Source organism: Microbacterium sp. NPDC088619 (assembly GCF_044752825.1).
Classification (GTDB): Bacteria; Actinomycetota; Actinomycetes; order Actinomycetales; family Microbacteriaceae; genus Microbacterium.
Window position 1 is genome coordinate 2,960,638 of sequence record NZ_JBIVLZ010000001.1, and the last position, 24,473, is coordinate 2,985,110.

18 protein-coding genes are annotated in these 24,473 nt (G+C 69.5%); 6 read left to right on the forward strand and 12 right to left on the reverse strand.

Going from position 1 to position 24,473, the window contains the following annotated elements:
* Positions 1–157 precede the first annotated feature (157 nt).
* Both ACIP5T_RS14300 and pulA read left to right on the forward strand, forming a co-directional pair.
* Complete coding sequence (locus tag ACIP5T_RS14300; RefSeq protein ID WP_400864450.1) at positions 158–1,342, forward strand: thiolase family protein; 1,185 nt, start codon at positions 158–160, stop codon at positions 1,340–1,342.
* Positions 1,343–1,973: 631 nt separating this feature from the next.
* Positions 1,974–8,003: a pullulanase-type alpha-1,6-glucosidase gene (gene pulA, locus ACIP5T_RS14305; RefSeq protein WP_400864453.1), complete on the forward strand. Its 6,030-nt coding sequence runs from the start codon at positions 1,974–1,976 to the stop codon at positions 8,001–8,003.
* A 59-nt stretch (positions 8,004–8,062) separates the two neighbouring features.
* Here the strand turns inward: pulA and ACIP5T_RS14310 are convergent, their stop codons facing one another.
* The 9 genes from ACIP5T_RS14310 to ACIP5T_RS14350 all read right to left on the reverse strand — a co-directional run bounded on the left by ACIP5T_RS14310 (position 8,063) and on the right by ACIP5T_RS14350 (position 18,296).
* The gene (locus tag ACIP5T_RS14310; RefSeq protein WP_400864456.1) at positions 8,063–9,028 is read right to left on the reverse strand and encodes an aldo/keto reductase; all 966 of its coding nucleotides are present in this window, start codon (positions 9,026–9,028) and stop codon (positions 8,063–8,065) included.
* 14 nt (positions 9,029–9,042) lie between these two features.
* Positions 9,043–11,127 (reverse strand): beta-galactosidase, encoded by a 2,085-nt coding sequence (locus ACIP5T_RS14315; RefSeq protein ID WP_400864458.1) that lies wholly within the window; start codon positions 11,125–11,127, stop codon positions 9,043–9,045.
* A gap of 58 nt (positions 11,128–11,185) precedes the next feature.
* Positions 11,186–12,187: a LacI family DNA-binding transcriptional regulator gene (locus tag ACIP5T_RS14320; protein WP_400864461.1), complete on the reverse strand. Its 1,002-nt coding sequence runs from the start codon at positions 12,185–12,187 to the stop codon at positions 11,186–11,188.
* The gene (locus ACIP5T_RS14325; RefSeq protein WP_400864463.1) at positions 12,180–13,319 is read right to left on the reverse strand and encodes a ThuA domain-containing protein; all 1,140 of its coding nucleotides are present in this window, start codon (positions 13,317–13,319) and stop codon (positions 12,180–12,182) included. Before ACIP5T_RS14325 ends, ACIP5T_RS14320 begins: the two co-directional genes overlap by 8 nt.
* Positions 13,312–14,277 (reverse strand): aldo/keto reductase, encoded by a 966-nt coding sequence (locus ACIP5T_RS14330; protein WP_400864466.1) that lies wholly within the window; start codon positions 14,275–14,277, stop codon positions 13,312–13,314. The genes ACIP5T_RS14325 and ACIP5T_RS14330 overlap by 8 nt, the downstream gene beginning before the upstream one ends.
* Entirely contained in the window at positions 14,274–15,278 is a 1,005-nt protein-coding gene (locus ACIP5T_RS14335; RefSeq protein ID WP_400864469.1) for an ABC transporter permease, read from the reverse strand. Before ACIP5T_RS14335 ends, ACIP5T_RS14330 begins: the two co-directional genes overlap by 4 nt.
* Positions 15,275–16,285: an ABC transporter permease gene (locus ACIP5T_RS14340; RefSeq protein ID WP_400864472.1), complete on the reverse strand. Its 1,011-nt coding sequence runs from the start codon at positions 16,283–16,285 to the stop codon at positions 15,275–15,277. The genes ACIP5T_RS14335 and ACIP5T_RS14340 overlap by 4 nt, the downstream gene beginning before the upstream one ends.
* 40 nt (positions 16,286–16,325) lie before the next feature.
* Positions 16,326–17,408 (reverse strand): sugar ABC transporter substrate-binding protein, encoded by a 1,083-nt coding sequence (locus ACIP5T_RS14345; protein WP_400864475.1) that lies wholly within the window; start codon positions 17,406–17,408, stop codon positions 16,326–16,328.
* 78 nt (positions 17,409–17,486) lie between these two features.
* Positions 17,487–18,296, reverse strand: a complete 810-nt coding sequence (locus tag ACIP5T_RS14350; RefSeq protein WP_400864478.1) for an ATP-binding cassette domain-containing protein — start codon at positions 18,294–18,296, stop codon at positions 17,487–17,489.
* A gap of 208 nt (positions 18,297–18,504) precedes the next feature.
* Between ACIP5T_RS14350 and ACIP5T_RS14355 the strand changes: the two genes are divergently transcribed.
* The 4 genes from ACIP5T_RS14355 to ACIP5T_RS14370 are packed head-to-tail and all read left to right on the forward strand — an operon-like array spanning position 18,505 to position 22,939.
* Positions 18,505–20,007: a CoA-acylating methylmalonate-semialdehyde dehydrogenase gene (locus tag ACIP5T_RS14355; RefSeq protein WP_400864481.1), complete on the forward strand. Its 1,503-nt coding sequence runs from the start codon at positions 18,505–18,507 to the stop codon at positions 20,005–20,007.
* Positions 20,008–20,035: 28 nt separating this feature from the next.
* Positions 20,036–21,217 carry an acyl-CoA dehydrogenase family protein gene (locus ACIP5T_RS14360; RefSeq protein WP_400864484.1) on the forward strand — a complete coding sequence of 394 codons (1,182 nt, stop codon included), beginning with the start codon at positions 20,036–20,038 and terminating at the stop codon, positions 21,215–21,217.
* On the forward strand, positions 21,214–22,116 hold the full coding sequence (mmsB, locus tag ACIP5T_RS14365; RefSeq protein ID WP_400864487.1) for a 3-hydroxyisobutyrate dehydrogenase: 903 nt from the start codon (positions 21,214–21,216) through the stop codon (positions 22,114–22,116). Before ACIP5T_RS14360 ends, mmsB begins: the two co-directional genes overlap by 4 nt.
* A gap of 46 nt (positions 22,117–22,162) precedes the next feature.
* On the forward strand, positions 22,163–22,939 hold the full coding sequence (locus ACIP5T_RS14370; RefSeq protein ID WP_400864490.1) for an enoyl-CoA hydratase: 777 nt from the start codon (positions 22,163–22,165) through the stop codon (positions 22,937–22,939).
* Between the two features lie 43 nt (positions 22,940–22,982).
* On the opposite strand, the gene ACIP5T_RS14375 is transcribed toward ACIP5T_RS14370, so the two are convergent.
* The 3 genes from ACIP5T_RS14375 to ACIP5T_RS14385 are packed head-to-tail and all read right to left on the reverse strand — an operon-like array spanning position 22,983 to position 24,431.
* Positions 22,983–23,426: a YdeI/OmpD-associated family protein gene (locus ACIP5T_RS14375; protein WP_400864493.1), complete on the reverse strand. Its 444-nt coding sequence runs from the start codon at positions 23,424–23,426 to the stop codon at positions 22,983–22,985.
* A complete protein-coding gene (locus ACIP5T_RS14380) occupies positions 23,423–23,893 on the reverse strand; it encodes an SRPBCC family protein (protein WP_400864496.1) in 471 nt (156 codons plus the stop codon). Before ACIP5T_RS14380 ends, ACIP5T_RS14375 begins: the two co-directional genes overlap by 4 nt.
* A 1-nt stretch (position 23,894) precedes the next feature.
* Positions 23,895–24,431, reverse strand: coding sequence for a MarR family winged helix-turn-helix transcriptional regulator (locus tag ACIP5T_RS14385; RefSeq protein WP_400864499.1), 537 nt, complete (start codon positions 24,429–24,431; stop codon positions 23,895–23,897).
* Between the last annotated feature and the right edge of the window lie 42 nt (positions 24,432–24,473).

The window sequence follows — 24,473 nt, forward strand, 5'->3', positions numbered from 1 at the left end:
GGGCCGAACGCCGGGCCGGGTGCGTCGGAAGGCCAAATGCGCCTGCGAAGGCCGGATGCCGGGAATTCGGCCGTCGCGGGCGCGCATGGCCGAGGCTGGTGCAGGGCAGCGAAGCGGCATCCGCCCCTCACCCCGCGACAGGGTGACAATAGGAGGCATGAGCACGCGCAGCGAAGCCGTCCTGATCGATGTCGTCCGCACCCCCGTAGGCCGGGGCAAGCCGGGCGGTGCCCTGTCGGGTGTGCATCCCGTGGATCTGGCGGCGGGCGCGCTCGCCGCGATCCTCGAGCGCAGCGGCCTCGAATCGCGGCAGATCGACGACGTGCTGCTCGGCTGCGTGAGCCAGGTGGGCGATCAGTCGTCGAACATCGCCCGACAGGCCGTGCTCGCCGCGGGCTTCGACGAGGCGATCCCCGCCACGACGATCGACCGCCAGTGCGGGTCGAGTCAGCAGGCGGTGCATTTCGCCGCGCAGGGGATCATCGCCGGGGCGTACGACGCGGTCATCGTCGGCGGTGTCGAGTCGATGAGCCGTGTGCCGCTCGGGTCGTCCGCAGTCGGCGGAAGCCCGATGTCGCCCCGGCTGCGGGAGCGATACCCCGAGGGGCTCGTCAACCAGGGCGTCTCGGCCGAGCTCATCGCCCAGCACTGGAACCTCGACCGTGCCGCACTCGACGCCTACGCGGCAGAATCGCACCGACGCGCGGCTGCGGCCTGGGCTGGCGGCTTCTTCGACCGCACGATCCTTCCGGTCTCAGAGGCCCCGGATGCCGTGGCCGACGAGACTGTCCGTGCCGGGACGACGGCCGAGGGGCTGGCGGGGCTGAACCCGGCATTCCGCACGGATGCGCTCGCCGCCCGCTTCCCCGAGGTCGACTGGTGCATCACGCCAGGCAACTCCTCACCGCTCACCGACGGCGCCTCGGCCGCGCTGCTGATGAGCGCCGAGCGCGCCGCGGCGCTGGGGCTCACGCCGCGGGCGAGGTTCCATGCCTTCACGGTGGTCGGAGACGACCCACTGATGATGCTCACCGGGCCGATTCCCGCCACCCGGCGAATCCTCGAGCGCACTGGCCTCACGATCGACGACCTCGACGCCTACGAGGTCAATGAGGCTTTCGCATCGGTGCCGCTCGCATGGGCCGCCGAGCTCGGGGCGGATGCCGCCAAGCTCAACCCCAGGGGAGGAGCGATCGCCCTTGGGCACGCCCTCGGCTCGTCGGGCACCCGCCTGCTCGGCACCCTCATCGACCAGCTCGACGCGGTGGACGGGCGATTCGGACTGCAGACCATGTGCGAGGGCGGCGGCATGGCGAACGCCACGATCATCGAGCGGCTGTAGCCCCGGCATCCGGCCCCCGGCATCCGGCCCCCGGCATCCGGCAGTCGGCATCCGGCCCGTTGCGCGGTCGCGTTCGGCCCGGCGTCCGGCGCTGCGTCGGCCACCCGCGCCTGCGTCGGCCGTCTGCGCGGAATCGGGCCGAAGCTCGTGCGTTCGGCCGACCGAGGGCACACCCCCGCATGACAGGTAAGACCCCCGCATGACAGGGAAGACCCCCGCATGACAGGGAAGACCCCCGCATGACAGGGAAGACCCCCGCATGACGGGGCGCACCCCCACAAGACAGAGAAGACCCCCGCCGACCCGATTCGGCGGGGGTCTCTTCGGGAGCAGACGCTCACCGTATGCGCGGATGACGTGACTACCCGATCCGGTCTGAGTCTGTGTCCGCGCATGTGCAGTTGTAGTCGGCGAAGGTGTCCGGGCGGTGAACGCGGCGAGAAATCCGCATCCCCCGAGGTTCGCGGTGTTGGAAGCGCTTGCGACTTTCGGCCAACAGCGTTTCGCACACCCCTGACTTTTCGCTAAAGCACTACTGCAAGCGCTTGCAGTTCGCCCCGACGCCCTGCTAGCTTCACTCGCAAGCCTTCGGACACGTCGTCGTGTCCGCCCGCCACCCAGGGAGCATCACTTGTTCAAGCCGGCTCGGTCGAAGACGACCGCCTCACGTCCGCTCGCCCTTCTCGCCGCCACCGCCCTCGTCGTCTCGGGGTTCGGTGCGGTCGGCGCCCTCGGCGGCTCGCCCGCCTCCGCTGCCGACCGCACGGTTGCGCTTGTCGGCTCGCTGCAGTCCGAGCTCGGCTGCGCTGCCGACTGGGCCCCCGACTGCGCCGAGACCGAGCTCGATCCCACGGGCGCCGAGGGCATCTACTCCGCCGAGTTCGAGGTCCCCGCCGGCACCTGGCAGTACAAGGTCGCCGTGAACGACGGCTGGGACGAGGCGTACGGGCTCGACGGCGGCGCCGACGACATCCCCCTCACGATCGCAGGCCCCACGACCCTCCGCTTCACCTTCGACGACACGCTCAAGCGGGTGGGGCTCGAGGCGACCGATCTGCGCGGCGGCTACACGGCCGACGACGACGCGCTGATCAAGAGCCCGGCGCGCCAGGCCGGTGCCGGCGAGCAGTTCTACTTCGTGATGACGGATCGCTTCGCGAACGGCGACACCTCGAACGACACGGGCGGCCTCGAGGGCGACCGGCTCACGACCGGGTTCGACCCCACGGACAAGGGCTTCTACCAGGGCGGCGACATCGCGGGCATCCGTGACAACCTCGACTACATCGAGGGGCTGGGCACATCGGCGATCTGGCTGACACCGAGCTTCGCCAACAAGCCGGTGCAGGGCGAGGGGGCGAACGCCTCGGCCGGGTACCACGGCTACTGGATCACCGACTTCACGCGCATCGACCCGCACCTCGGCACCAATGAGGAGCTGCAGGCGCTGATCGCCGACGCGCACGCCCGCGGCATCAAGGTGTACTTCGACATCATCACGAACCACACCGCCGACGTCATCGACTACGCCGAGGGCCAGTACTCCTACATCGACCAGGCGACGAGCCCCTACACCGATGCCGCGGGCACGGCGTTCGATCCGGCCGACCACGCGGGCACCGACGGCTTCCCCGAGCTCGACCCGGCGACGAGCTTCCCCTACACGCCGGTGGTCGCCGACAGCGAAGCCGACGTCAAGGTGCCGGCCTGGCTGAACGACCCGACGCTGTACCACAACCGCGGAGACTCGACCTGGTCGGGGGAGTCGGTCACATACGGCGACTTCAGCGGGCTCGACGACCTGATGACCGAGCACCCGACGGTCGTCAACGGCTTCGTCGAGGTGTACGACAAGTGGATCGACCTCGGCATCGACGGCTTCCGCATCGACACCGTGAAGCACGTGAACTTCGAGTTCTGGGAGAAGTGGACCGCCGACGTCCTCGACTACGCGCATGAGCAGGGCAACGAGGACTTCTTCATGTTCGGCGAGGTCTACGACGCCGACCCGGTGAAGCTCGCCCCCTACGTGCGCGACACCGACATGAACTCGATCCTCGACTTCACCTTCCAGTCGTCCGCCGTCAGCTATGCGTCGGGCAACTCGGCCAAGGGCCTGCAGTCCCTGTTCGCGGGCGACGACCGCTACACGACCCCCGATTCGTCGGCCACGGCGCTGCCCACCTTCCTCGGCAACCACGACATGGGCAGGGTCGGGTCCTTCCTGCAGTCGACGGATGCTCCGCTGGCGCGCGACGAGCTGGCGCATGAGCTCATGTTCCTCACCCGCGGTCAGCCCGTCATCTACTACGGCGACGAGCAGGGCTTCACCGGTCCCGGCGGCGACAAGGACGCCCGGCAGTCGCTCTTCGCCACGCAGGTCGCCGAGTACGCGAACCAGAACCTCATCACCGGCGAGCAGGCCGGCTCCGTCGACCGCTTCGCGACGGATGCCACGCTCTACGAGCACATCGCCGCGCTGTCCCAGCTCCGTGAGTCGAACCCTGCTCTCGGCGAGGGCGCACAGATCGAGCGCTACGCGGCGTCCGGCGCCGGTGTCTACGCCTTCTCGCGGGTCGATGCCGACGACAAGGTCGAGTACCTGGTCGCGGTGAACAACGCTGCGACCGCGCAGACCGTCGACCTCGCGACGTTGACCGCGGATGCGTCCTACGAGGTGCTCTACGGCGATGCCGCTCCGCTCACCACGGATGCCGGTGCCGCCGTCTCGATCACGGTGCCCGCGCTGTCGGCCGTGGTCTGGAAGGCGGACTCCACCGTCACGGCGCCGGCCGAGGCGGCGTCCGTCTCGGTGTCCGCGCCGACCGCCGGAGGCGGAGTCACCGGACAGTCCGCGGTGCAGGCCGACATCGCCGACCAGTGGGCGCAGACCAGCTTCGCCTGGCGCGTCGTCGGCTCTGACGAGTGGCAGGCGCTCGGCACGGCGGAGGACACGGATCCGCGCGTCTTCCACGACATCCGCGATCTCGCGAACGGCACGCTCCTCGAGTATCGGGCGGTGACGACGGATGCCGCCGGCAATCACGCCGCCGCCTCGACCTACGCGTCGGTCGGCAACGCCGTGACGCTGGAGGCAGGCGAGGAGCCGGAGTCGCCGATCGACATGGTGACTGTGCCCGGCAGCCTCAACTCCGAGATGGGGTGCGCGGGCGACTGGGACCCGGCATGCGAGAAGGCCAAGCTGACCCTGCGCGCCGACGGAGTGTGGGCCGGCACGTTCGATCTGCCGGCCGGCGACTATGAGTACAAGGCCGCGGTGAACGGCAGCTGGGCGATCAACTACGGAGCGAACGGCGTTCCGGACGGCGCGAACGTCACGCTCACCCACCCGGGCGGGCCGATCACCTTCTACTTCGACCCGCGCACCAACATCGTGCAGTCCACGGCCGACGGCCCCATCGTGACGCTGCCCGGCTCCCTGCAGGACGAGCTCGGCTGCGCGGCCGACTGGTCGCCCGACTGCCTCGGCACCCTCATGGCAGACGGCGATCGCGACGGCGTCTACGAGTTCTCGACGGCGGATCTGCCGACCGGCGCCTATGAGCTCAAGGTCGCACACGGCCTGAGCTGGACCGAGAACTACGGCGCCGACGGAGTACCGGGCGGCGCGAACATCTCGTTCAGCGCCACCGAGGGCACGGTGACGGCGTTCCGCTACACGCTGGCGACGCACGTCCTCGAGGTCAGCGACACCCCGCAGCTCCCCGGCGCCGGTGAGCAGCGCGCGCACTGGGTCGATGCCGAGACGATCGCGTGGCCGGCCACGCTCGGATCCGTCGACCAGGCGGCCTATCAGCTGTACTCCTCCGCAGACGCCTCGCTCGCCGTGGCCGACGGCGAGGTCGCAGGAGCAGAGCCGATCGCGCTCGACGTGATCGAGGGCGGCCTGACCGACGAGCAGCTCGCCCGATTCCCGGCGCTCGACGGCTACCTCGCCCTGCGGGTGACGGATGCCGATGCTGCCGCGCTGCTGCGCACGCAGCTCGCGGTCGCGCAGCGCGACGCCGCGGGCACGCTCACGGCGTTCACCGGCGTGCAGATCGCGGGAGTGCTCGACGACATCTATGCCGCTGCACTCGACGACGTCGATCTGGGTGTGACGTTCTCGGGCAAGAACCCGACGTTCCGGTTGTGGGCGCCGACCGCGCAGAGCGCGACGCTGCTCACCTGGAACGACGGTGCCGAGGGTGACCCCGTGCGCCATGAGGCGACGTGGGATGCCGCATCCGGTGTCTGGTCGGTCACGGGCAAGAAGGACCTCAAGGGCGACGAATACCTCTGGGAGGTCGTCGTCTACGCCCCGACCACTGGTGCGATCGAGACCAACCGGGTCACCGACCCGTACTCGACCGCCCTCACGCTGAACTCGCAGCGTTCGGTCGCCGTCGATCTCGATGACAAGGCCTGGCAGCCGAAGCAGTGGCAGAAGGCCGAGTCGCCGGTCGTCGAGCGCGCGGTCGACCGCGCGATCTACGAGCTGCACATCCGGGACTTCTCGATCAGCGACGAGACGGTTCCGGCCGCGGAGCGCGGCACCTATCTGGCCTTCACCCGCGACAGCGCGGGAACCGACCAGCTGAAGCAGCTCGCGGATGCCGGAATCAACACCGTGCACCTGCTGCCCTCGTTCGACATCGCGTCGATCGAGGAAGACAGAGCGGCGCAGGTGGTGCCCGACTGCGACCTCGCCTCGTTCGGTCCCGCTGATCCGGCGCAGCAGGCGTGCATACAGGCGGTCGCCGATGCCGACGGATTCAACTGGGGCTACGACCCGTATCACTACTCGACGCCCGAGGGCTCGTATGCGGTCGACGCCGACGGCGGGGCCAGGGTCAGCGAGTTCCGCTCGATGGTCGGTGCGCTGCACGACATGGACCTGCAGGTCGTGCTCGACGAGGTGTTCAACCACACCGCGGCATCCGGTCAGGCCGAGAAGTCCGTGCTCGACCAGGTGGTTCCGGGCTACTACCACCGGCTCAATGCGGCAGGCGGCGTCGAGACCTCGACGTGCTGCCAGAACGTCGCGACCGAGCACCTCGCCGCGCAGAAGCTGATGGTCGACTCGATCGTGACCTGGGCGCGCGACTACAAGGTCGACGGCTTCCGGTTCGACCTCATGGGGCACCACTCGACAGCGAACATGCAGGCGATCCGTGACGCGCTCGATGCGCTGACGGTGAAGAAGGACGGCATCGACGGAACCGCGATCCATCTGTACGGCGAGGGCTGGGACTTCGGCGAGGTCGCCGACAACGCCCTGTTCGAGCAGGCCACGCAGGGCCAGCTCGGCGGCACCGGCATCGGGACGTTCAATGACCGGCTGCGTGATGCCGTGCACGGCGGCAGCCCGGTCGACGCCTCCTCGACGTTCCGCCAGGGCTTCGGCACCGGTCTCGGCACCGATCCGAACGGCGATCCGATCAACGGCACCGTCGAGCAGGCTCTCGCCGACCTCGGGCACGAGACCGATCTGGTCAAGCTCGGGCTCGCGGGCAACCTGCGCGACTTCTCGTTCACGACGAGCGACGGCGCGGTCACGGCAGGCGAGGCCATCGACTATCGCGGCTCGGCGGCAGGCTACGCCGACCAGCCGGACGAGGTCATCAACTACGTCGACGCGCACGACAACGAGACGCTCTACGACCTCTCGGTGCTCAAGCTGCCGGTGGACACCCCGATGGCCGACCGCGTGCGCATGAACACGCTCGAGCTCGCGACAGTGACGCTCTCTCAGTCGCCGTCGTTCTGGCACGCCGGCACCGAGCTGCTGCGGTCGAAGTCCCTCGATCGCAACAGCTACAACTCGGGCGACTGGTTCAACCGCATCGACTGGACGGGGCAGGATTCGACGTTCGGCTCAGGACTCCCGACCGCAGCCGACAACGAAGAGAAGTGGCCGATCATGGCCCCGCTGCTCGCCGATCCCGCGCTCAAGCCGGCTGCCGCCGACATGGAGGCAGCCGAGGCATCCGCTCTCGATCTGCTGCGGGTCCGCGAGGAGGTCGACCTGCTGCGCCTCGGCTCCGCCGAGCTGATCCAGCAGAAGGTCACCTTTCCGAATGGCGGCACGGCCGCAACGCCGGGCGTGATCCTCATGCAGATCGACGACCTCGCGGGTCCCGATGCCGATGCAGAGCTCGACGGAGCACTCGTCGCGTTCAACTCCTCGCCCTCGCCCGTCACCCAGTCGGTGACCGGCCTGGCTGGGCGGTCGTTCGCCCTGACGCCGGCGCAGGTGAACGGAGCGGATGCGGTGGTCAAGACCACGACATGGGATGCCGCGACCGGCACCGTGACGATCCCTGCTCGCTCGGTCGCCGTGCTCGTCGACGACCAGGTGCAGCCGATCGACACCCGGGTGCGCGCCACGTCCGATGTGCTGGTGAAGGCGGGCAAGAGTGCCACGGTGAAGGTGACGGTCACCGCCGACGACGACAGCGCCCCGGTGGGCACGGTGACGGTGCACGACCGCGGCAAGGTCGTCGCTACGGTCGAGCTGACGGCGGCGGACAGGGGCAGGGTCACTGTCTCGGTGCCGAAGCTCAATCGCGGGATCCACCTGCTGACGGTGCGATTCGATGGCGCGGAACCGTGGCAGGACTCACGAATGCGACTCCCCCTTCCCGTGATCGTGCACTAGAACGACGAGACCGGATGCCGGGGCGCATGTCCTCGGCATCCGGTCTTCGTGTGGGCGTGCTACCAGGCGTAGGCCTCGGGGGCGGTGCCGCCGGGACCCGACCAGATGCGGTCGAGCTCGGCGAGGGTGTCGGCATCGAGCACGACGTCGAGCGCCTCGACGGCGGAGTCGAGCTGATCGATCGTCCGCGGGCCGATCACGGGCGCGGTCACCACCGGCTGGTGCAGCAGCCAGGCGATCGCGACGACGCCGGGGCGGATGCCGAGCTCGGCGCAGAACTCCTCGTAGCGTTCGATCGCAGGACGTCGGTCGCCGAGCGCGTCGAGGCTCGAGCGGGAGCGATCGGTCTTCTGCAGCACGCCGCCGAGCTGCCCGCTGGCGAGCGGCGACCAGGGCAGCAGTCCCATGCCGTACTGCTCCGCGGCGGGCACGACCTCGAGCTCGACGGTGCGCTCGGTGAGGTTGTACAGCGACTGCTCTGTGACAGGGGCCGGGTAGCCGGCGGCCGCGGCGATCTCGTGCACGCGCGCGAGGTGCCACCCGGCGAAGTTCGAGCTGCCGAGGTAGACGATCTTGCCCTGTTCGCGCAGCGTCGCGAAGGCGCTGAGCGTCTCGTCGAGCGGCACGTCGCGATCGATGTGGTGCATCTGGTACAGGTCGATGTGGTCGGTGCCGAGCCGCCGCAGCGAGTCGTCGACCGACGCGCGGATATGCACCGCCGACAGGCCCCTATCGTTCGATCGAGGGCCCATCACGCCGAACACCTTGGTCGCGACGATCAGGTCGTCCCGGTTGCCACGCTCCTTCATCCAGCGTCCGAGGATCTCCTCCGACTGTCCGGGGTGGTCGCCCCACCGACCGCCGCCGTACACGTCGGCGGTGTCGATGAAGTCGATGCCGGCCTCGACCGCGCGATCCAGGATGGCGCGCGAGGCCTCCTCGTCGATCACCGGACCGAAGTTCATGGTGCCGAGAGCCAGGCGGCTCACGCGCGCCCCAGCTCGTCCGAGACGTGTGTACTGCATCAGCTGTTCTCCTTCTACGAGTCCTGCGAATAGTGCGAATCCGAATCCGAATCCTGCGAATCGGGCGCGTCCGGCGACGCGCTCGTGTCGATGAATGCCCACCCGTAGGCGCCGAGCGCGCGACGGGCCTCGGCCGACGCCGTGAGCAGATCGATGCCCGGCACCTCGACCGCGAACGGCTCCGCGCTGTGGTTGATCACGGTGAGGATGCTGCCGCGGCGCGCGATCTCGACGTGTTCGGGCAGCCCGTCGATCTCGGCCGTCACTCCGGCCTCGGCCGCGAGCCAGCGCAGCACCGCGGTCATGCCGGAATCGTCGGGGATCGTGGCGAGGTAGTAGCCGTGCCCTGCGCCGAAGGCCTTGCGGGTGAAGGCCGCCCGACCTGCGGTGCGCCCCTCGGTGAAGCGACCGAGCACCTCGGCATCCTGCACGAGCAGCTCCTCGGCGAAGTACTGGCCGACGATGCGGCCGGCGGGGCCGTCGAGCGGAGCCTCCGACTGGCCGGGGCCGTCTGGCACCGCGTGGCTCGCGACCTCTCCGGCCGAGTCGGCCGAGCGCACGGACTCAGGAGGAACGAGTGCCCCGAAGTCCTCGAGCGCGACCCCGACCGCGTCGCGCAGCGAGACGATGAACCCGCCGTCACGGAACGCGTCGTCCTGATCGACGACGTCGCTGAACGCGGAGACGAACAGGTGGCCGCCCTGGTGCACGTACGACGTCAGGTTCGCCGCGCCCTCGTCGCTGAGCAGATACTGCTGCGGCGCGACGACGAGCGAGTAGGCGCTCAGGTCGCTGGTGGTGTTCACGATGTCGACGGCGAGGTTCTGACGGTGCAGCGCCGCGAACCAGCGGTGCGCGAGTGTGAGGTAGTCGAGCACGATCGGGTGGTCGCGCCCGTCGATGGCCCACCAGTTCTCCCAGTCGAACACGAGGGCGATCCGGGCTCCCGAGCTGACATCCGGGAGGTCGGGAAGCTGGGCGAGCTGTCCGCCGAGCTCGACGACCTCTCGCCACGTGCGCGTCTCGAGCCCTGCCTGCGGCACCATCGCCGAGTGGAACTTCTCGCTGCCGCGGCGCGACTGGCGCCACTGGAAGAACATGATGCCGTCGGCGCCTCGACCCACCGCCTGGGCGCTGATCGCCGCCATCTGGCCCGGCGCCTTCGGGGCGTTGGTCGGTCGCCAGTTCAGGGCGTTCGTCGACTGCTCGGTGAGGATCCACGGCACACCGGGCTTGAGGCCGCGCATCAGCTCGCGAGCGAAGGCCGCCCCACGGAACGACTCCGGGTCGTTGGGGTCGGGGTAGTTGTCGTCGCTGATCACGTCGACCTCCGCAGCCCACTTCCAGTAGTCGGCCGGGGGGAACGCACCCATGAAGTTCGTGGTGATCGGCTGGGTCGCCCCCGAGGCGCGGATGATGTCGCGCTCCATCACATAGAGCTCGAGCAGGGTGTCGGAGGTGAAGCGCTTGAAGTCGAGCACGCTCGTCGGGTTGATGCTGTACGGCGCCTTGCGCGGCGGCACGATCTGCTCGAACGCGGTGTACCTCTGCGACCAGAAGTCGGTGCCCCACGCATGATTGAGGGCGTCGATCGTCTGGTACTTGCGCTGCAGCCACAGCCGGAAGGCATCACGCGCCGCGTCGGAGTAGTCGTAGTGCAGGTGGCAGCCGTACTCGTTGTTGACGTGCCACAGCACAACGGCCGGATGCTGCGCATAGCGCTCCGCGAGAGCAGTGACCAGCTCCGAAGCCAGGCGGCGGTAGACGGGCGACGAGGGGGCGAACGCCTGTCGGCTGCCCGGCCAGAACGTCGAGCCGTCGGCATCCTGAGGAAGCATCTCGGGGTAGGCGGTCGTGGCCCACGGCGGAGGGGAGGCGGTGGCGGTGGCGAGGTCGACCTGGATACCGCCCTCGTGCAGCAGCCCGATGATCTCGTCGAGCCACTCCCAGTCGAACTCGCCCTCGGCCGGCTGGATGCGCGACCACGAGAAGATGCCGAGACTCACGAGCGTGACACCCGCTTCACGCATGAGCCGGACGTCGTCGGGCCACACCTCTCGTGGCCACTGCTCGGGGTTGTAGTCGGCGCCGTAGTGCATGGGTCTCCTGGGTCGGTGGTCGATGACGTCGAGGTCGATGACCGGGTGGTGGGGAAGGTCAGCGGGTGCGGGTCGAGGCGCGCATGACGAGCTCGGGCACGAAGCGGGCTTCGATCGGTTCGTCGGAGCCTGCGAGGTGGTGCATGAGCAGCTCGACCGCGCGGGCTCCCATCTCGCGGGCGGGCTGGCGCACCGAGGTCAGGGGCACGACCGCCGCGCCGGCGAACTCGATGTCGTCGTAGCCGACGAGCGAGATGTCCTCGGGCACCCGCAGGCCCCGTCCGACGAGCCCCTGCAGCAGTCCGAGGGCGAGGTGGTCGTTACCGGCGAAGACGCCGTCGGGGCGGTCGGCCTCCGGCAGATCGGCGATCTGCTCGCCGATCTCGCGGCCGAGTCCGGTGTTCAGGGTGGTCGTCTCGATGAGCGTGGTGCGCACGCCCGCGGCATCCGCCACCTCATGCAGCCCCGCGAGACGCTCGCGCATCTGCTCGCGCGACCGGGGTCCGCCGATGAAGGCCAGGTGTCGGCATCCGCCGTCGAGCAGCGCCTGCGCCGCGATGCGCCCGCCGAGGCGGTTGTCGACCGAGACCGAGGAGAACTCTCCCCGCGGATGCCGCTGATCGACGAGCACGACCGGCACCCCCCGGCGGCGGAAGCGCTCGAGATACTCCTCGTGGTACTCGACGGGCGCGATGAGCACCCCGTCGACCCGCTGCCGCTCGAACAGGTCGAGGTAGCGAGATTCGCGCTCGGCCGAGTCGAAGCCGTTGCCGACGATCACCGAGTAGCCGGCGGTCAGCGCCTGCTCTTCCGCGCCGAAGGCGAGGTCGGCGAAGAACGGGTTGGTGATGTTGATCACCGAGAACCCGATGGCATCGCTGCGGCCCGCCTTGAGCTGGCGGGCGGCGATGTTGGGCACGTAGCCGAGCTCGTCGACCGCCGCGGCCACGCGGGCCGCGGAGGCCTCGGATACGAGCTCGGGTCTGTTGAGCGCGTTCGAGACGGTGCCGATCGAGACGCCCGCACGCTCGGCGACGTCTCGCAGGCCGATGTCAGGCATGCTGCTCCTTCTGCGTCTCGGGCAGTGCCCTCAGGTCGTCGAGCAGCCGGACGCGATTGTCGAGCTTGGCGGACGCCGGGCCGTGCACCACGACGACGCGCCACTCGTCCCCGAGCAGGATCGCAGATCCGTCGCCCGTGCGCTGCCAGTCACCGGCTTCGGCGACGAGCACGATGCCGGCATCGGCTGCCCGCAGCATCCGTCCGTCGACCTCGGCACCCGGCAGATCGACATGCAGCCCGAGGTCGACCGAGGCGAGTCGGCCGACCTCGCGGCCGTGGCTGTGCAGCGCGCCGCCGCCGGTGGGCAGCCGCTCGAGAAGCAGATAGCCGGATGCCAGCAGCTCGCCGTCGTCGAAGCGATCGGCGAAGCTCGTCGAGGTGACGGCGGTGCCGAGGGGCGCCAGCGCGATGAGCTCGTAGTCGAGGGCTGTGGCCTCGAGGTCGTGCGAGGCTGTGGCGTCGTCGCGCGGCTCGGTCGGCGCGTGCTCGGCACCGAGCAGCTCGTCGACCAGCGCATGCACGAGCGCGCGGGTGCCCGCCGAGCGGTACGCCTCGACGCCGTGGCCGAGTGCCGAATACGCGACTCCGCCGCGCCCGGCCGTTCCCTCTCTCGACCAGGCCAGAGGGTGGGTGATCCCGTCGTCGGTGTGGATCGCGCGCAGCTCTGACCGCGAGTCGATCTCGAGATGCGAATAGCGCTCGTCGTAGACACGGAACGGCGCGAGCGGCGCGGTCGGCTGCACCAGGCTCCATCCGATCTGCGGATGCATCGTCACCCCTGGCACCCACCGCCCGCCCAGCAGCTCGGCCCAGCGCGGGTCGTCGCGGAACGCGAGAGACGACGAGTGCACGGCGAGCAGCGGGATGCCGGAGGCGACTGCCTCGAGCAGCGGATCGAGCACCGCGCTCGCCGCAGTGGCATCGGTCGCGAGATCGCCGCTGATGTTGACGACGATCAGCGCGGCATCCGTCAGTGCGGCGCCGCCCGCGACCTCGTCGGTGTCGATGCGGTGCACCGGCATCCGCTCTGCCAGCACTCTCGCGAGTGCCGTGCTGGTCGCAGCGAGGCCGTGCCACGGATCGGCGTGCGCGCCGACCCCGGTGATGAGGAGGGCCGGGCGGTCAGTCATCGATCCAGGTCTCCTTCGACGGTCGCAGGGCCTCGAGCTCTTCCCAGAGGGCGTCGGGAACGACGGTCTCGGCCATGCCGACAGTCTGGTCGAGCTGCGCCGGGGTCACCAGCCCGCACACCGTCGAGTGGATGCGCGGATCGCGCAGCGAGCTCTGCAGGGCGGCGGTGATCAGAGGGATCCCGTGGCGTTCGCAGGCCGCCCCCATCGCATCGATCGCCGCGAGCATCTCGGGCGCGGCGGGTGCGTAGTGGTAGCGGTCGGAGGTGCGGGGCCAGCTCGCCAGGATGCCCCCGCCGTAGATCGCCGCGTTGACCACGCCGATCCCGGCGGCGGCCGCGGCGTCGAGCAGGGCATCGGCCGTGCGGTCGACGAGCGTCGCGCGGTTGTGCGTGATCAGCACGTCGAAGACGCCGGTCTCGACGAACTGCGTCAGCATCCGTGCGGGCCCTCCTGAGATGCCGATGAAGTCGGCATATCCCTCGTCGCGCAGAGCCTGCAGCACCTCGATGGGCCCACCGGGCGCCATCGCGGCCTCGAAACCGATGTGCTCGGGGTCGTGCAGGTGCAGGATCGGCACCCGGTCGATGCCGAGCCGGTCGAGGCTCTCGTCGAGCGAGCGGCGCATGCGGTCGGGGTCGAACGAGTCGGTCTCGGGATCGCGGTCGAGCTTGGTCTGGATCACGAAGCCGTCGGGCACACCGCCGGCTCGACGCACGGCCAGGCCGATGCGGCGCTCACTCTCGCCGTCGCCGTAGTTGTTCGAGGTGTCGATGAACGTCACGGGGCTGTCGAAGGCGGCGAGGGTCAGCTGCACCGCATCCTCCTCCGGAACCGTCAGACCGTGCACGGGGGAGGAGACGCCCCAGGCCGCGGTGCCGATGCAGATCGGCGAGACCGCGAGACCGGTGCGGCCCAGGATCCGGCTCTCGAGAGCCGTCTGCGGGTGCGCGCTCACTCGAACGCGTCCCCACCGCGGAAGCGGTCGACGAGCACCGCGGCGAGCAGGATCACCGCGACGATGAGGTCGAGGTAGTCCGGGTCGATGAAGCTCACGTTCAGGATGTTCGTGATGCCCGCGACGACGAGCAGGCCGAGCAGTGCGCCGATCGGGTTGCCCACGCCCCCTCGTGTGATCGAGTATCCGCCGATCATCAGCGCCGCGTAGATCTGGAACTCCAGGCCGGTGCCGAGGATGTTGGATGCAGAGCCGAGCTGCCCCACGTAGAAGATGCCGCCGATCGCCGCACCGACCGCGCTCACGATGAGTGCGACCGTGCGCACCCGGACGACCGAGATCCCGGCGCGCTGCGCGGCCCGGGGGTCGCCGCCGACGGCCTGGACCTTGCGGCCGATGCGCGTCTTCGAGACCACGCCTGCAGCCACCAGGGTGAGCCCCACGCCCATGAGCAGCAGGGTCGGGATGCCGAAGGTGGTGCCCTGCGTGACGTCGTAGAGCGGCTCGATCAGGGTCGTGGGCGGAGCCTGTACGACGATCGCCTGGCACACTCCACGCAGCAGCGTCAGCATGCCCAGCGTGACGGCGAGCGGTTCGGCACCGAGACCCACTATCACGAACGCGTTGATCGAGCCGACGACGACTCCGAGGAGGACGGTCACGCCCGCGGCCATCCACGGGTCGATGCCCGAGGCGACGAGCTGGTTGAAGGCCACGGCGCCGAAGCCCACCATCGAGCCGATCGACAGGTCGACGACGCCGGCGAGCAGGGCGAACGAGGCGAGCACGCCGACGATGAGCGGGATCGCGACCGCCACGCCGACGATGCGCACGTTGGAGGCCGAGAAGAACGCCGGTCCGACGGCGACGGCGCCGATGATGACGACGGCGGCGAGCATCAGCGCGATGCTGCCGACGGGACCTTTGAGGTACGAGAGCACCCGGGGGAGCAGGGGCTGGGGTGTCTGCACGTCGGATGCCGGGGCGAATGCCGTGGTCATCGTGCACCTCTCTTGATGCGGAAGCCGTCGATGCCGACGGCGATGATGAGGAGTGCGCCCTGGAAGATCAGCGCGAACGCCGGCGGGAGCCCGAAGAAGGCGATCGACACCGGGATGGTCGAGAGGAATCCGACGCTGAGCAGCAGCACCAGGAAGTTGCCCTTGCCGCCCGAGAGGCTGATGCCCGCGAGGATCACCGCGGCGATCACGATGAGCTGATAGCTGGCCCCGGCGTTGGGGGTGAAGCTCGGGGTGACCGAGGCGAACAGCACGCCGGCGACTCCGGCGACGGCGCCTGCTCCCGAGAACGTCGCCAGCCGCACGCGGCGCAGCGAGACGCCGCGGGCGCGAGCGGCCTGGGCGTTGCCGCCCACGGCGGTGAGGCGTCGGCCCCAGCGCGTCCAGGTGATCGCGAGTCCTGCGAGCACGAGGATCACGAGCATGGGCCAGAAGATGTTCGGCAGGCCCAGGAACTGACCGAGCCCGAAGGCGCGGAGGGCCGACCCCGAGGGGATCTGCGCCGACTTGAATCCGATCATCATGATCGCGAGGCCGCCGAAGCCGGTGGCGAGCGTGACGATGATCGGGTTGAGCTTGCCGTAGACGACGATCAGGCCGTTCAACAGGCCCCAGGCGCCGCCGGCGGCGATGCCGCAGAGCACCGCGAGCAGGTCGGGCACCCCCGCACCCAGGAGGGTGACGGTGGCCCAGGCGCTGACGACCAGGGCGACGGGCAGGCTGAGGTCGAGCAGGCCGCCGCCGATGACGACGATGCCCTGCGCGACCGAGAGGACGCCCGAGATCGCCATCGTGAAGGTGACGGCGAGCAGCGACTGCGTCGAGAGGAAGTCCGGGCGGACGATGGTGGTGGCCGCGGCGAGCAGGAACCAGACCGCGGCGATGGTGAGCGCATCGCGCAGGGCGGTGCGGCTCCCCGCGTCCGGGCGCGCTGTGCGCGCACCCGAACGCGGGGCGGCCGGATCGGCCGTGAGGGTGGGAGTCGTCATGTGAGTCTCGTTCTTCTCGAGACCGATCCGGGAGGAACGGTTAGTTCTTGCAGTAGAGGTCGTAGAGGGTCGTGCCCTCGTCGGCCTGGGAGATCTCGGCGACGCGTTCCTCGATGCCGGGGATCGCGGCGGCCTGCTCCTGGGTCACGGCGCACGGCTGCACGCTCACCGCTGCGTCGTCGCCCGTGTCCTTGACCTCGGGCGCATCGCCGGCTGCGATCTCGTCCAGGATCTGGAAGGCGTAGGCCGCGTACCCCTCGAGGAAGTACATGACGCTGCCGGCGAGGTTCGGGTCGACGTTGTCGCCCGTGATCAGGCCGCCGTCCTGGCCCCAGCCCATGATGTTGGCGTCTCGGCCCAGCTGCGTCGCCGCCTGCAGGGCGCCGACGACCGCCTGGTCGTTGAGTCCGACGACGAGGATGTTCTCGGCATCCGGGTGTGCCGCGAAGACGCCCGGCGCGTTCTGCAGCGAGGTGGTGAGGTTGCCGTCGGCCTCGTACGCGACGTAGGCGTCCTCGGGGATGTCGGGGCAGACCTCGCCGATCGCCGTCGCGGCGTTGCCGGTGCGCCAGGTGTCGATCTGTCCGGCTGCGGTGCCCTGCGCCGAGATGACGAGGTCGACGTCGCAGTCCCACTCGCTCTTGGCGAGCTCACCGAGAGCCGTGCCGCCCTCGGTGCCGGCTGCGGCGTTGTCGATGCCGACGAAGTACCAGCCCTCCTGGGCGATGTCGAACGTGATGACCGGGATCTCGGCATCCGAGTACTTCTTCGCGATGACCGGGTTCGCCTCGGGGCGTCCGTTGAACATCATCACGGCGTCGACGCCCTGCTGCACGAAGAGGTCGGCGTTCTTCACCGCGGTGGCCTCGTCGCCGTCGTTGCTGAGCTCGACGTACTTCCAGCCGCGCTGCTCGGCGAGTGCCTGGGCGACGTCGCCCTGGTAGTCCTGCCAGTCGGCGTCGGCCTGACCGCCGACGGCGAAGCCGAGGGTGAAGGTGTCGTCGTCTCCGCCGCCGGATCCGCCGGATGCCTGATCGGCGCAGCCGACCATCGCGATGGCCGAGACGAGTGCCACGCCTGCGCCGAGCAGGCGCAGGGCGGTGCGGGATGAGTGATGCGTCATTGCAGTGCTCCTCTTGAGTGGGTGTGGTGCGGGTGTGTTCGGGTGGTGCGGGTTCTTGCGGGTGGTGACGCCTGGTCGTCAGCTGACGAGCGTCTCGGTGTCCTCCGGAGTGGGGACGTCTGCGGGGAGTGCCCCGGTGATGAGGCCGACGATGTCCTGCGCGGTGACGTCGGCGATGTCGCGCACGGCGACCGACCGGCCGAGGCGCATGACGGTGACGCGGTCGGCGACGGTGTGCAGCTGCTGCATGTTGTGGCTGACGAGGATCACGCTGACTCCGTGCTCGCGCAGGCGACCGATGAGATCGAGCACCTGCTGCGACTCGCGCACGCCGAGCGCCGCGGTCGGCTCGTCGAGGATCACGATGCTGCGGCCCCAGAGCAGCGCGCGGGCGATCGCGAGGCACTGCCGCTGTCCGCCCGACATGCCCTTGACCGACACGTTGACCGACTGGATGCCGACGCCGAGCTCGGCGAGCACCTCGCGCGACCGGGCACGCATGCCGCGGTCGTTCACGATGTTCAGCGCCTTGAGGATCGGATTGCTCGACAGCTCTTCGCGACCGAGGTACACGTTCTGCACGGCCGACATCGTGTCGACGAGCGCCAGGTCCTGGTAGACCGTCTCGATGCCGGCGGCCAGGGCGTCGGTCGGGCGGCGGAAGTCGACCGGCTTGCCCTCGACCTCGATGGTGCCGCCGTCCGGCACCACCGCGCCCGAGAGCACCTTCAGCAGTGTCGACTTGCCGGCGCCGTTGTCGCCGACCAGACCCATGACCTCGCCGCGGCGCAGGGTGAGCGATGCGTCGGCGAGAGCCGTGACCGCGCCGTACCGGCGCGAGATGTTGCGAGCGTGGAGAACCAGATCCTGGTCAGCAGCGAGTGCCATGATCAACCTCATTGTCGAAGGGCCGAAACGTGACTTTAAACGTTTCAGGTGTTTAAAACGTTTCAGACTCTACATCGCGATCTCGCCGACGAGCAAGAACTTTTCTCCGTGGCCCCGATCAGACAACTACAAGGACGCCCTAGTAAATGTGCGGGGGGCGAAGTACCATCGTCATAGTGCCAACGACGGCGCGAAGGGACATCGCACAATGACTCGTACCATTCCCCATTTCGTAGGCGGAAAGCACCTCATCCCCGACGGCGGACGCTTCGCCGACGTCTTCGACCCGAGCACCGGATCGGTGCAGGCGCGCGTGCCGCTCGCCTCCGCCGACGAGGTCGCGGCGGTCGTCGCGAACGCCGAGGCGGCTCAGATCGAGTGGGCGGCGACGAACCCGCAGAAGCGCGCGCGGGTGCTGCTGCGGTTCCTCGATCTGGTGCAGCGCGAGATGACCGAGCTCGCCGAACTGCTCGCGAGCGAGCACGGCAAGACCGTCGACGATGCGAAGGGCGACATCCAGCGCGGACTCGAGGTCATCGAGTTCTCCGCCGGCGCTCCGCACCTGCTCAAGGGCGAGTACTCGACTGGTGCCGGAGCCGGGATCGACGTCTACTCGATGCGTCAGCCGCTCGGAGTGGTCGCCGCGATCACCCCCTTCAACTTCCCCGCCATGATCCCGCTGTGGAAGGCGGGCCCCGCGCTCGCCGCCGGCAACGCCGTGGTGCTCAAGCCCAGCGAGCGCGACCCCTCGGTGCCGGTGCGCATCGCCGAGCTGTTCCTCGAGGCAGGGCTTCCGGCCGGCGTCCTCAACGTCGTGCACGGAGACAAGGAGGCCGTCGATGCGCTGCTGACCGACGACCGCATCCGCGCCGTCGGCTTCGTCGGCTCGACCCCGATCGCCGAGTACATCTACTCGACGGCAGCCGCGCACGGCAAGCGGGCGCAGTGCTTCGGCGGGGCCAAGAACCACATGATCGTCATGCCCGATGCCGACCTCGACCTGGCCGTCGATGCGCTCATCGGCTCGGGCTACGGCTCGGCGGGCGAGCGCTGCATGGCGATCTCGGTCGCAGTGCCGGTGGGGCAGGAGACGGCGGATGCTCTCGCCGCCAAGCTCACCGAGCGCGTGGCACAGCTGCGGATCGGTCCCTCGCTCGCGGCCGACGTCGACTACGGGCCGCTGGTCACGCGGGCTGCCGTCGAGCGGGTCGAGGGATACATCCAGCAGGGAGTCGACGAGGGCGCGACGCTGCTCGCCGACGGCCGCGGGTTCACCGTCGAGGGGCACGAGCAGGGCTTCTACCTCGGGCCGACGCTGTTCGACCACGTCACCACCGACATGGCGATCTACCGTGAGGAGATCTTCGGACCGGTGCTCGTGATCGCACGCGCCGCCGACTACGAAGAGGCGCTGCGCATGGCATCCGAGCACGAATACGGCAACGGCGTGGCGATCTTCACGCGCGACGGCGATGCCGCCCGCGACTTCGCCGCTCGGGTCGAGGTGGGGATGGTCGGCGTCAATGTGCCGATCCCCGTGCCGATCGCGTATTACACGTTCGGCGGGTGGAAGCGCAGCGGGTTCGGGGACCTCAACCAGCACGGCGCCGACGCCTTCCGCTTCTACACGAAGACCAAGACGGTCACGAGCCGCTGGCCGTCGGCGGGCATCCGTGACGGCGCGAGCTTCGTCATCCCGACCATGCACTGATCCGCCGCGACATCCACAAGGAACCATGATGACCATGACCACTGTCACCACCACCGCCGAAGAGCGCGAGGCGATTCTCGACGCGGTGCGCGAGTTCGCCGACACCGAGCTCGCACCGTTCGCTGCCGAGCGTGACGAGAAGCACATCTTTCCGCGGGAATCGCTCGGCAAGGCCGGCGAACTCGGGCTCGGCGGCATCTACGTGCGCGAGGACTTCGGCGGCACAGGGCTCAGCCGCTCCGACACCGTCGCGATCTTCGAGGAGCTCGCCAAGGGCGACCCCGCCGTCGCCGCGTACATCTCGATCCACAACATGGTGGTCTGGATGATCGACACGTACGGCGATGACGCGCAGCGCGGCCGTTGGCTGCCCGAGCTCACCGCGATGCAGGAGTTCGGCGGATACTGCCTGACCGAGCCGGGCGTCGGATCGGATGCCGCGAACGTCGCGACGAGCGCGGTGCGGGACGGAGACGACTACCTGCTCACGGGTGTGAAGCAGTTCATCTCGGGCGCGGGCGAGGCCGCGGTCTACGTGGTCATGGCGCGCACGGGCGAGCCGGGAGCGCGCGGCATCAGCGCGTTCCTCGTGCCGGGCGACGCCGACGGGCTGAGTTTCGGCGCCCCCGAGAAGAAGATGGGCTGGCACGCGCAGCCGACCCGCCAGGTCATCCTCGATGGCGTGCGCATCCCGGCATCCGGAATGCTGGGCGACGAGGGCAGGGGCTTCGCGATCGCGATGTCGGCGCTCAACGGCGGCCGCCTCAACATCGCCGCCTGCTCGCTCGGCGGCGCTCAGTGGGCACTCGACCGCGCGGTGCAGTACGTGCACGAGCGCGTGGCGTTCGGCGAGCCGCTGGCCGAGAAGCAGTCGATCCTGTTCGCGATCGCCGACATGCGCACCGACCTGCAGGCCGCTCGCCTCATGGTCAGGGACGGCGCGCTGGCGGTCGACGAGCACGCTCCGGATGCGACGATGCGCTGCGCCATGGCCAAGCGCTTCGCGACGGATGCCGGATTCGACGTCGCCAACCGGGCGCTGCAGCTGCACGGCGGCTACGGGTACCTGCAGGACTACGGCATCGAGCGGGTCGTCCGCGATCTGCGGGTGCATCAGATCCTCGAAGGCACGAACGAGATCATGAGACTGATCGTCGGCCGCGAGATGCTGCGACCGGCAGGCTCGGCGTCGATGCGGAGCGCGTCATGACCGAGCCGCTGAAGACCCGCGTCGCGTTCCTCGGACTCGGCCACATGGGTCTGCCGATGGCGAAGAACCTGGTCGCGGCCGGGCACGAGGTGCACGGCTTCGACCTCGTGCCGGCGGCGATCGAGGCGGCGCAGGCCGCCGGCATCCCGATCGCAGCCAGCGGAGCGGATGCCGTCGCCGAGGCCGATGTCGTGATCACGATGTTCCCCGCGGGCAGGCATGTGATCGACGCGTACCGCACCGAGCTGCTCGCCGCCGCTCGCCCGGACACGCTGTTCATCGAGTCGTCGACGATCGCGGTCGACGAAGCGCGCGCTGCGCACGCGCTGGCGCTCGCCGCCGGGCATCGCAACGTCGACGCCCCCGTCTCGGGCGGAGTCGTGGGCGCGGAGAACGGCACACTCGCCTTCATGGTCGGCGGGACGGACGAGGACTTCGCTGCGGCGCTGCCGCTGCTGGAGGTCATGGGAAAGCGCATCGTGCACTGCGGCGGTCCGGGGCTCGGGCAAGCGGCGAAAGTCTGCAACAACATGGTGCTGGCCGTGTCGCAGATCGCGGTCGCCGAGGCGTTCGTGCTGGGGGAGCGGCTCGGACTCGAGCATCAGGCGCTCTTCGACGTCGTCTCGCAGGCGTCCGGTCAGTGCTGGTCGATCACGACGAACTGCCCGGTGCCGGGGCCGGTGCCGACGAGCCCCGCGAACCGCGACTACCAGCCGGGATTCGCCGGGGCTCTGATGGCCAAGGACCTCGGCCTCGCGCTGCAGGCGATCGAGCAGACGTCCACCGACGCGAAGATGGGGCGCCTCGCCCAGCAGCTCTATGCCGACTTCGCCGCGGGCGAGGGCGCGGCGCGGGACTTCTCGGGCATCATCACCGACATCCGGGACGGGTCCGCGTGACGCACCCGCGACATACTGAGATGACCACGACGGAGAGGCCCTCACGATGACCGAGTACGAGACGATCCTGGTCGAGCAGCGCGGACGAGTCGGGTGGATCACGCTCAATCGACCCGAGGCGCTGAACGCGCTGAACAGTCGCCTGGCCGACGAGGTCACCGCCGCGGCCGTGGCCTTCGATCTCGATGACGGGGTCGGTGCGATCGTCGTCACCGGGTCCGAGAAGGCGTTCGCCGCAGGCGCCGACATCAAGGAGATGGAGGGCATGTCGGCGGCCGAGATGGTCGAGACGGATCACTTCGGCGTCTGGCACGAGTTCGCGGCAGTGCGCACGCCTTTGATCGCCGCCGTCTCGGGCTTCGCACTCGGGGGAGGATGCGAGCTCGCGATGATGTGCGACATCATCCTGGCGGCCGACACCGCGAAGTTCGGTCAGCCCGAGATCAATCTCGGCGTCATCCCCGGCATGGGCGGAACGCAGCGCCTGATCCGAGCGGTCGGGTACTACAAGGCGGCCGAGCTCGTGCTGACCGGCCGGTTCATGGGCGCCGAAGAGGCGGAACGCTCCGGCCTCGTATCGCGCGTCGTGCCGGCGTCCGATCTGCTGGACGAGGCCGCGAAGCTCGCCGAGACGATCGCATCGAAGTCGCTGCCGTCGGTGTTCGCTGCGAAGGCCGCGCTCGATGCCGCGATGGAGACGACTCTCGCCGACGGTCTGGCCCACGAGAAGCGCGCGTTCGCCGAGCTGTTCGACACCGAAGACCAGAAGGAGGGCATGTCGGCCTTCCGGGAGAAGCGTGCGCCCGACTTCCGGCACCGCTGACTTCCGCCCCACAACTCCGGAGAACCGGAGCGGCGCGGGTGCCTCAGCCGCGCAGCGCCTCGACGATCTTCTCGACGCGGCGGTCGCGGGTCGCCTCCTGCTTGGCCTCGGCCACGGTGCGGGCGTGCTCCTTGCGCACCGAGTACGAGAGGGCGTCGAAGGCTGTGCGCAGTGCGGCGTCGGCACCCAGGGCTTCGGCGAGGGCGGGCGGGATCTCGACCTCGCGCTCGGCGGAATCCAGACGGATGGCGGCATCGACCTCCTGGTCGATCTCGACCCCGAGTTCGGCTCGGACGGCTTTGCTGAAGCCGATCATGTTCTGCCCTCCCATGCGGGCGAGGCGCAGACGGGAGGTGCGGCCATCGATCGTCACCGCGACGGGGAACGTCTTCCCCGCACCGAACGAGGAGACCTGCTCGTCGGTGAGGATGATCGCGGCGGCGGGGCCGCGGCCTTCGAGGATCGTGTGCAGGCGCAGTTCGCTCATGCGGGCAGTGTACGCCCGCGCCCCTCGGCCTCGGATGCCAGGTGGTCGTTGCGCTCTTCGATCAGCGTGCGCATGTACTCGCGCATGAACACGCGGTCGACGAGGCGCCCGATCGGACCGAACGGCGAGTGGAAGACGATCGTGTCGCGCGCCAGCGTCCCCTGCGGATGCTCCTCGAAGACATGCTCGTGCAGGAACGCGCCGAAGGGCCCTGAGAGCTGCCGATCGCGGAACCCGTGTGGAGCGTCGACGTCGTACACGATCGTGCGCAGCCGGAACGGGATGCCGAAGTGCCGCGCGCGCCAGGTCACGGTCGATCCTTCGGTGAACACGCCGCCCGCCGGAGCCTCGACCATCGTCTCGCCGTATCGAGCCATCGACCGCAGATGCAGCCCCGGGTCGAGCGCCAGAGCGAAGACCGTGGCGCGCGGGGCGGCGATCACGCGCTCCAGCACGAACTCGACCACGTCAGAGCGCGTCCGGCTGCGGCTTCGGGTCGCTGAAGTCTCCGGCCGCCTTGCGCATCCGCGCCACGATCGCGACGAGCTCGGTCGCGTCCTCCCTGCTCACGCCGGGGTCGGCGAAGACATCGGCGTTGAGTGCGGAGGTGGCGCGTTCGACGAGTTCGCGGCCGGCGTCCGTCAGAGAGAGCAGGGCCGCACGGCCGTCGTGCGGATGCGGCTCGCGCACGATCAGCCCGTCGCGCACCAGGCGCTCGGCCGTGCTGGTGACGGTCGTCGCGTGCACCTGGAGCCGCGCGACCACGCTCGACAGCGGCAGGCGACCCGAGCGGCTGAATGCCAGCAGCCGCAGCATCTCGTAGCGGGCGAAGCTGAGCGCGAACGGCTTCAGCGCGGCGTCCACTCTCGCGAGCAGCAGCTGCTGGGCCCGCATCACCGAGGTGACGACGGTCATGCCGTCGGCGGCATCCGTCCAGCCGTGCGCGAGCCACTGCCGCTTCGCCTCAGCGAGCGGATCGACAGGCAGAGGGCGGGGTCGGACCACGGTTCTACGGTAGGGCATCGGGTCCGGACTCCGGGGATGCGC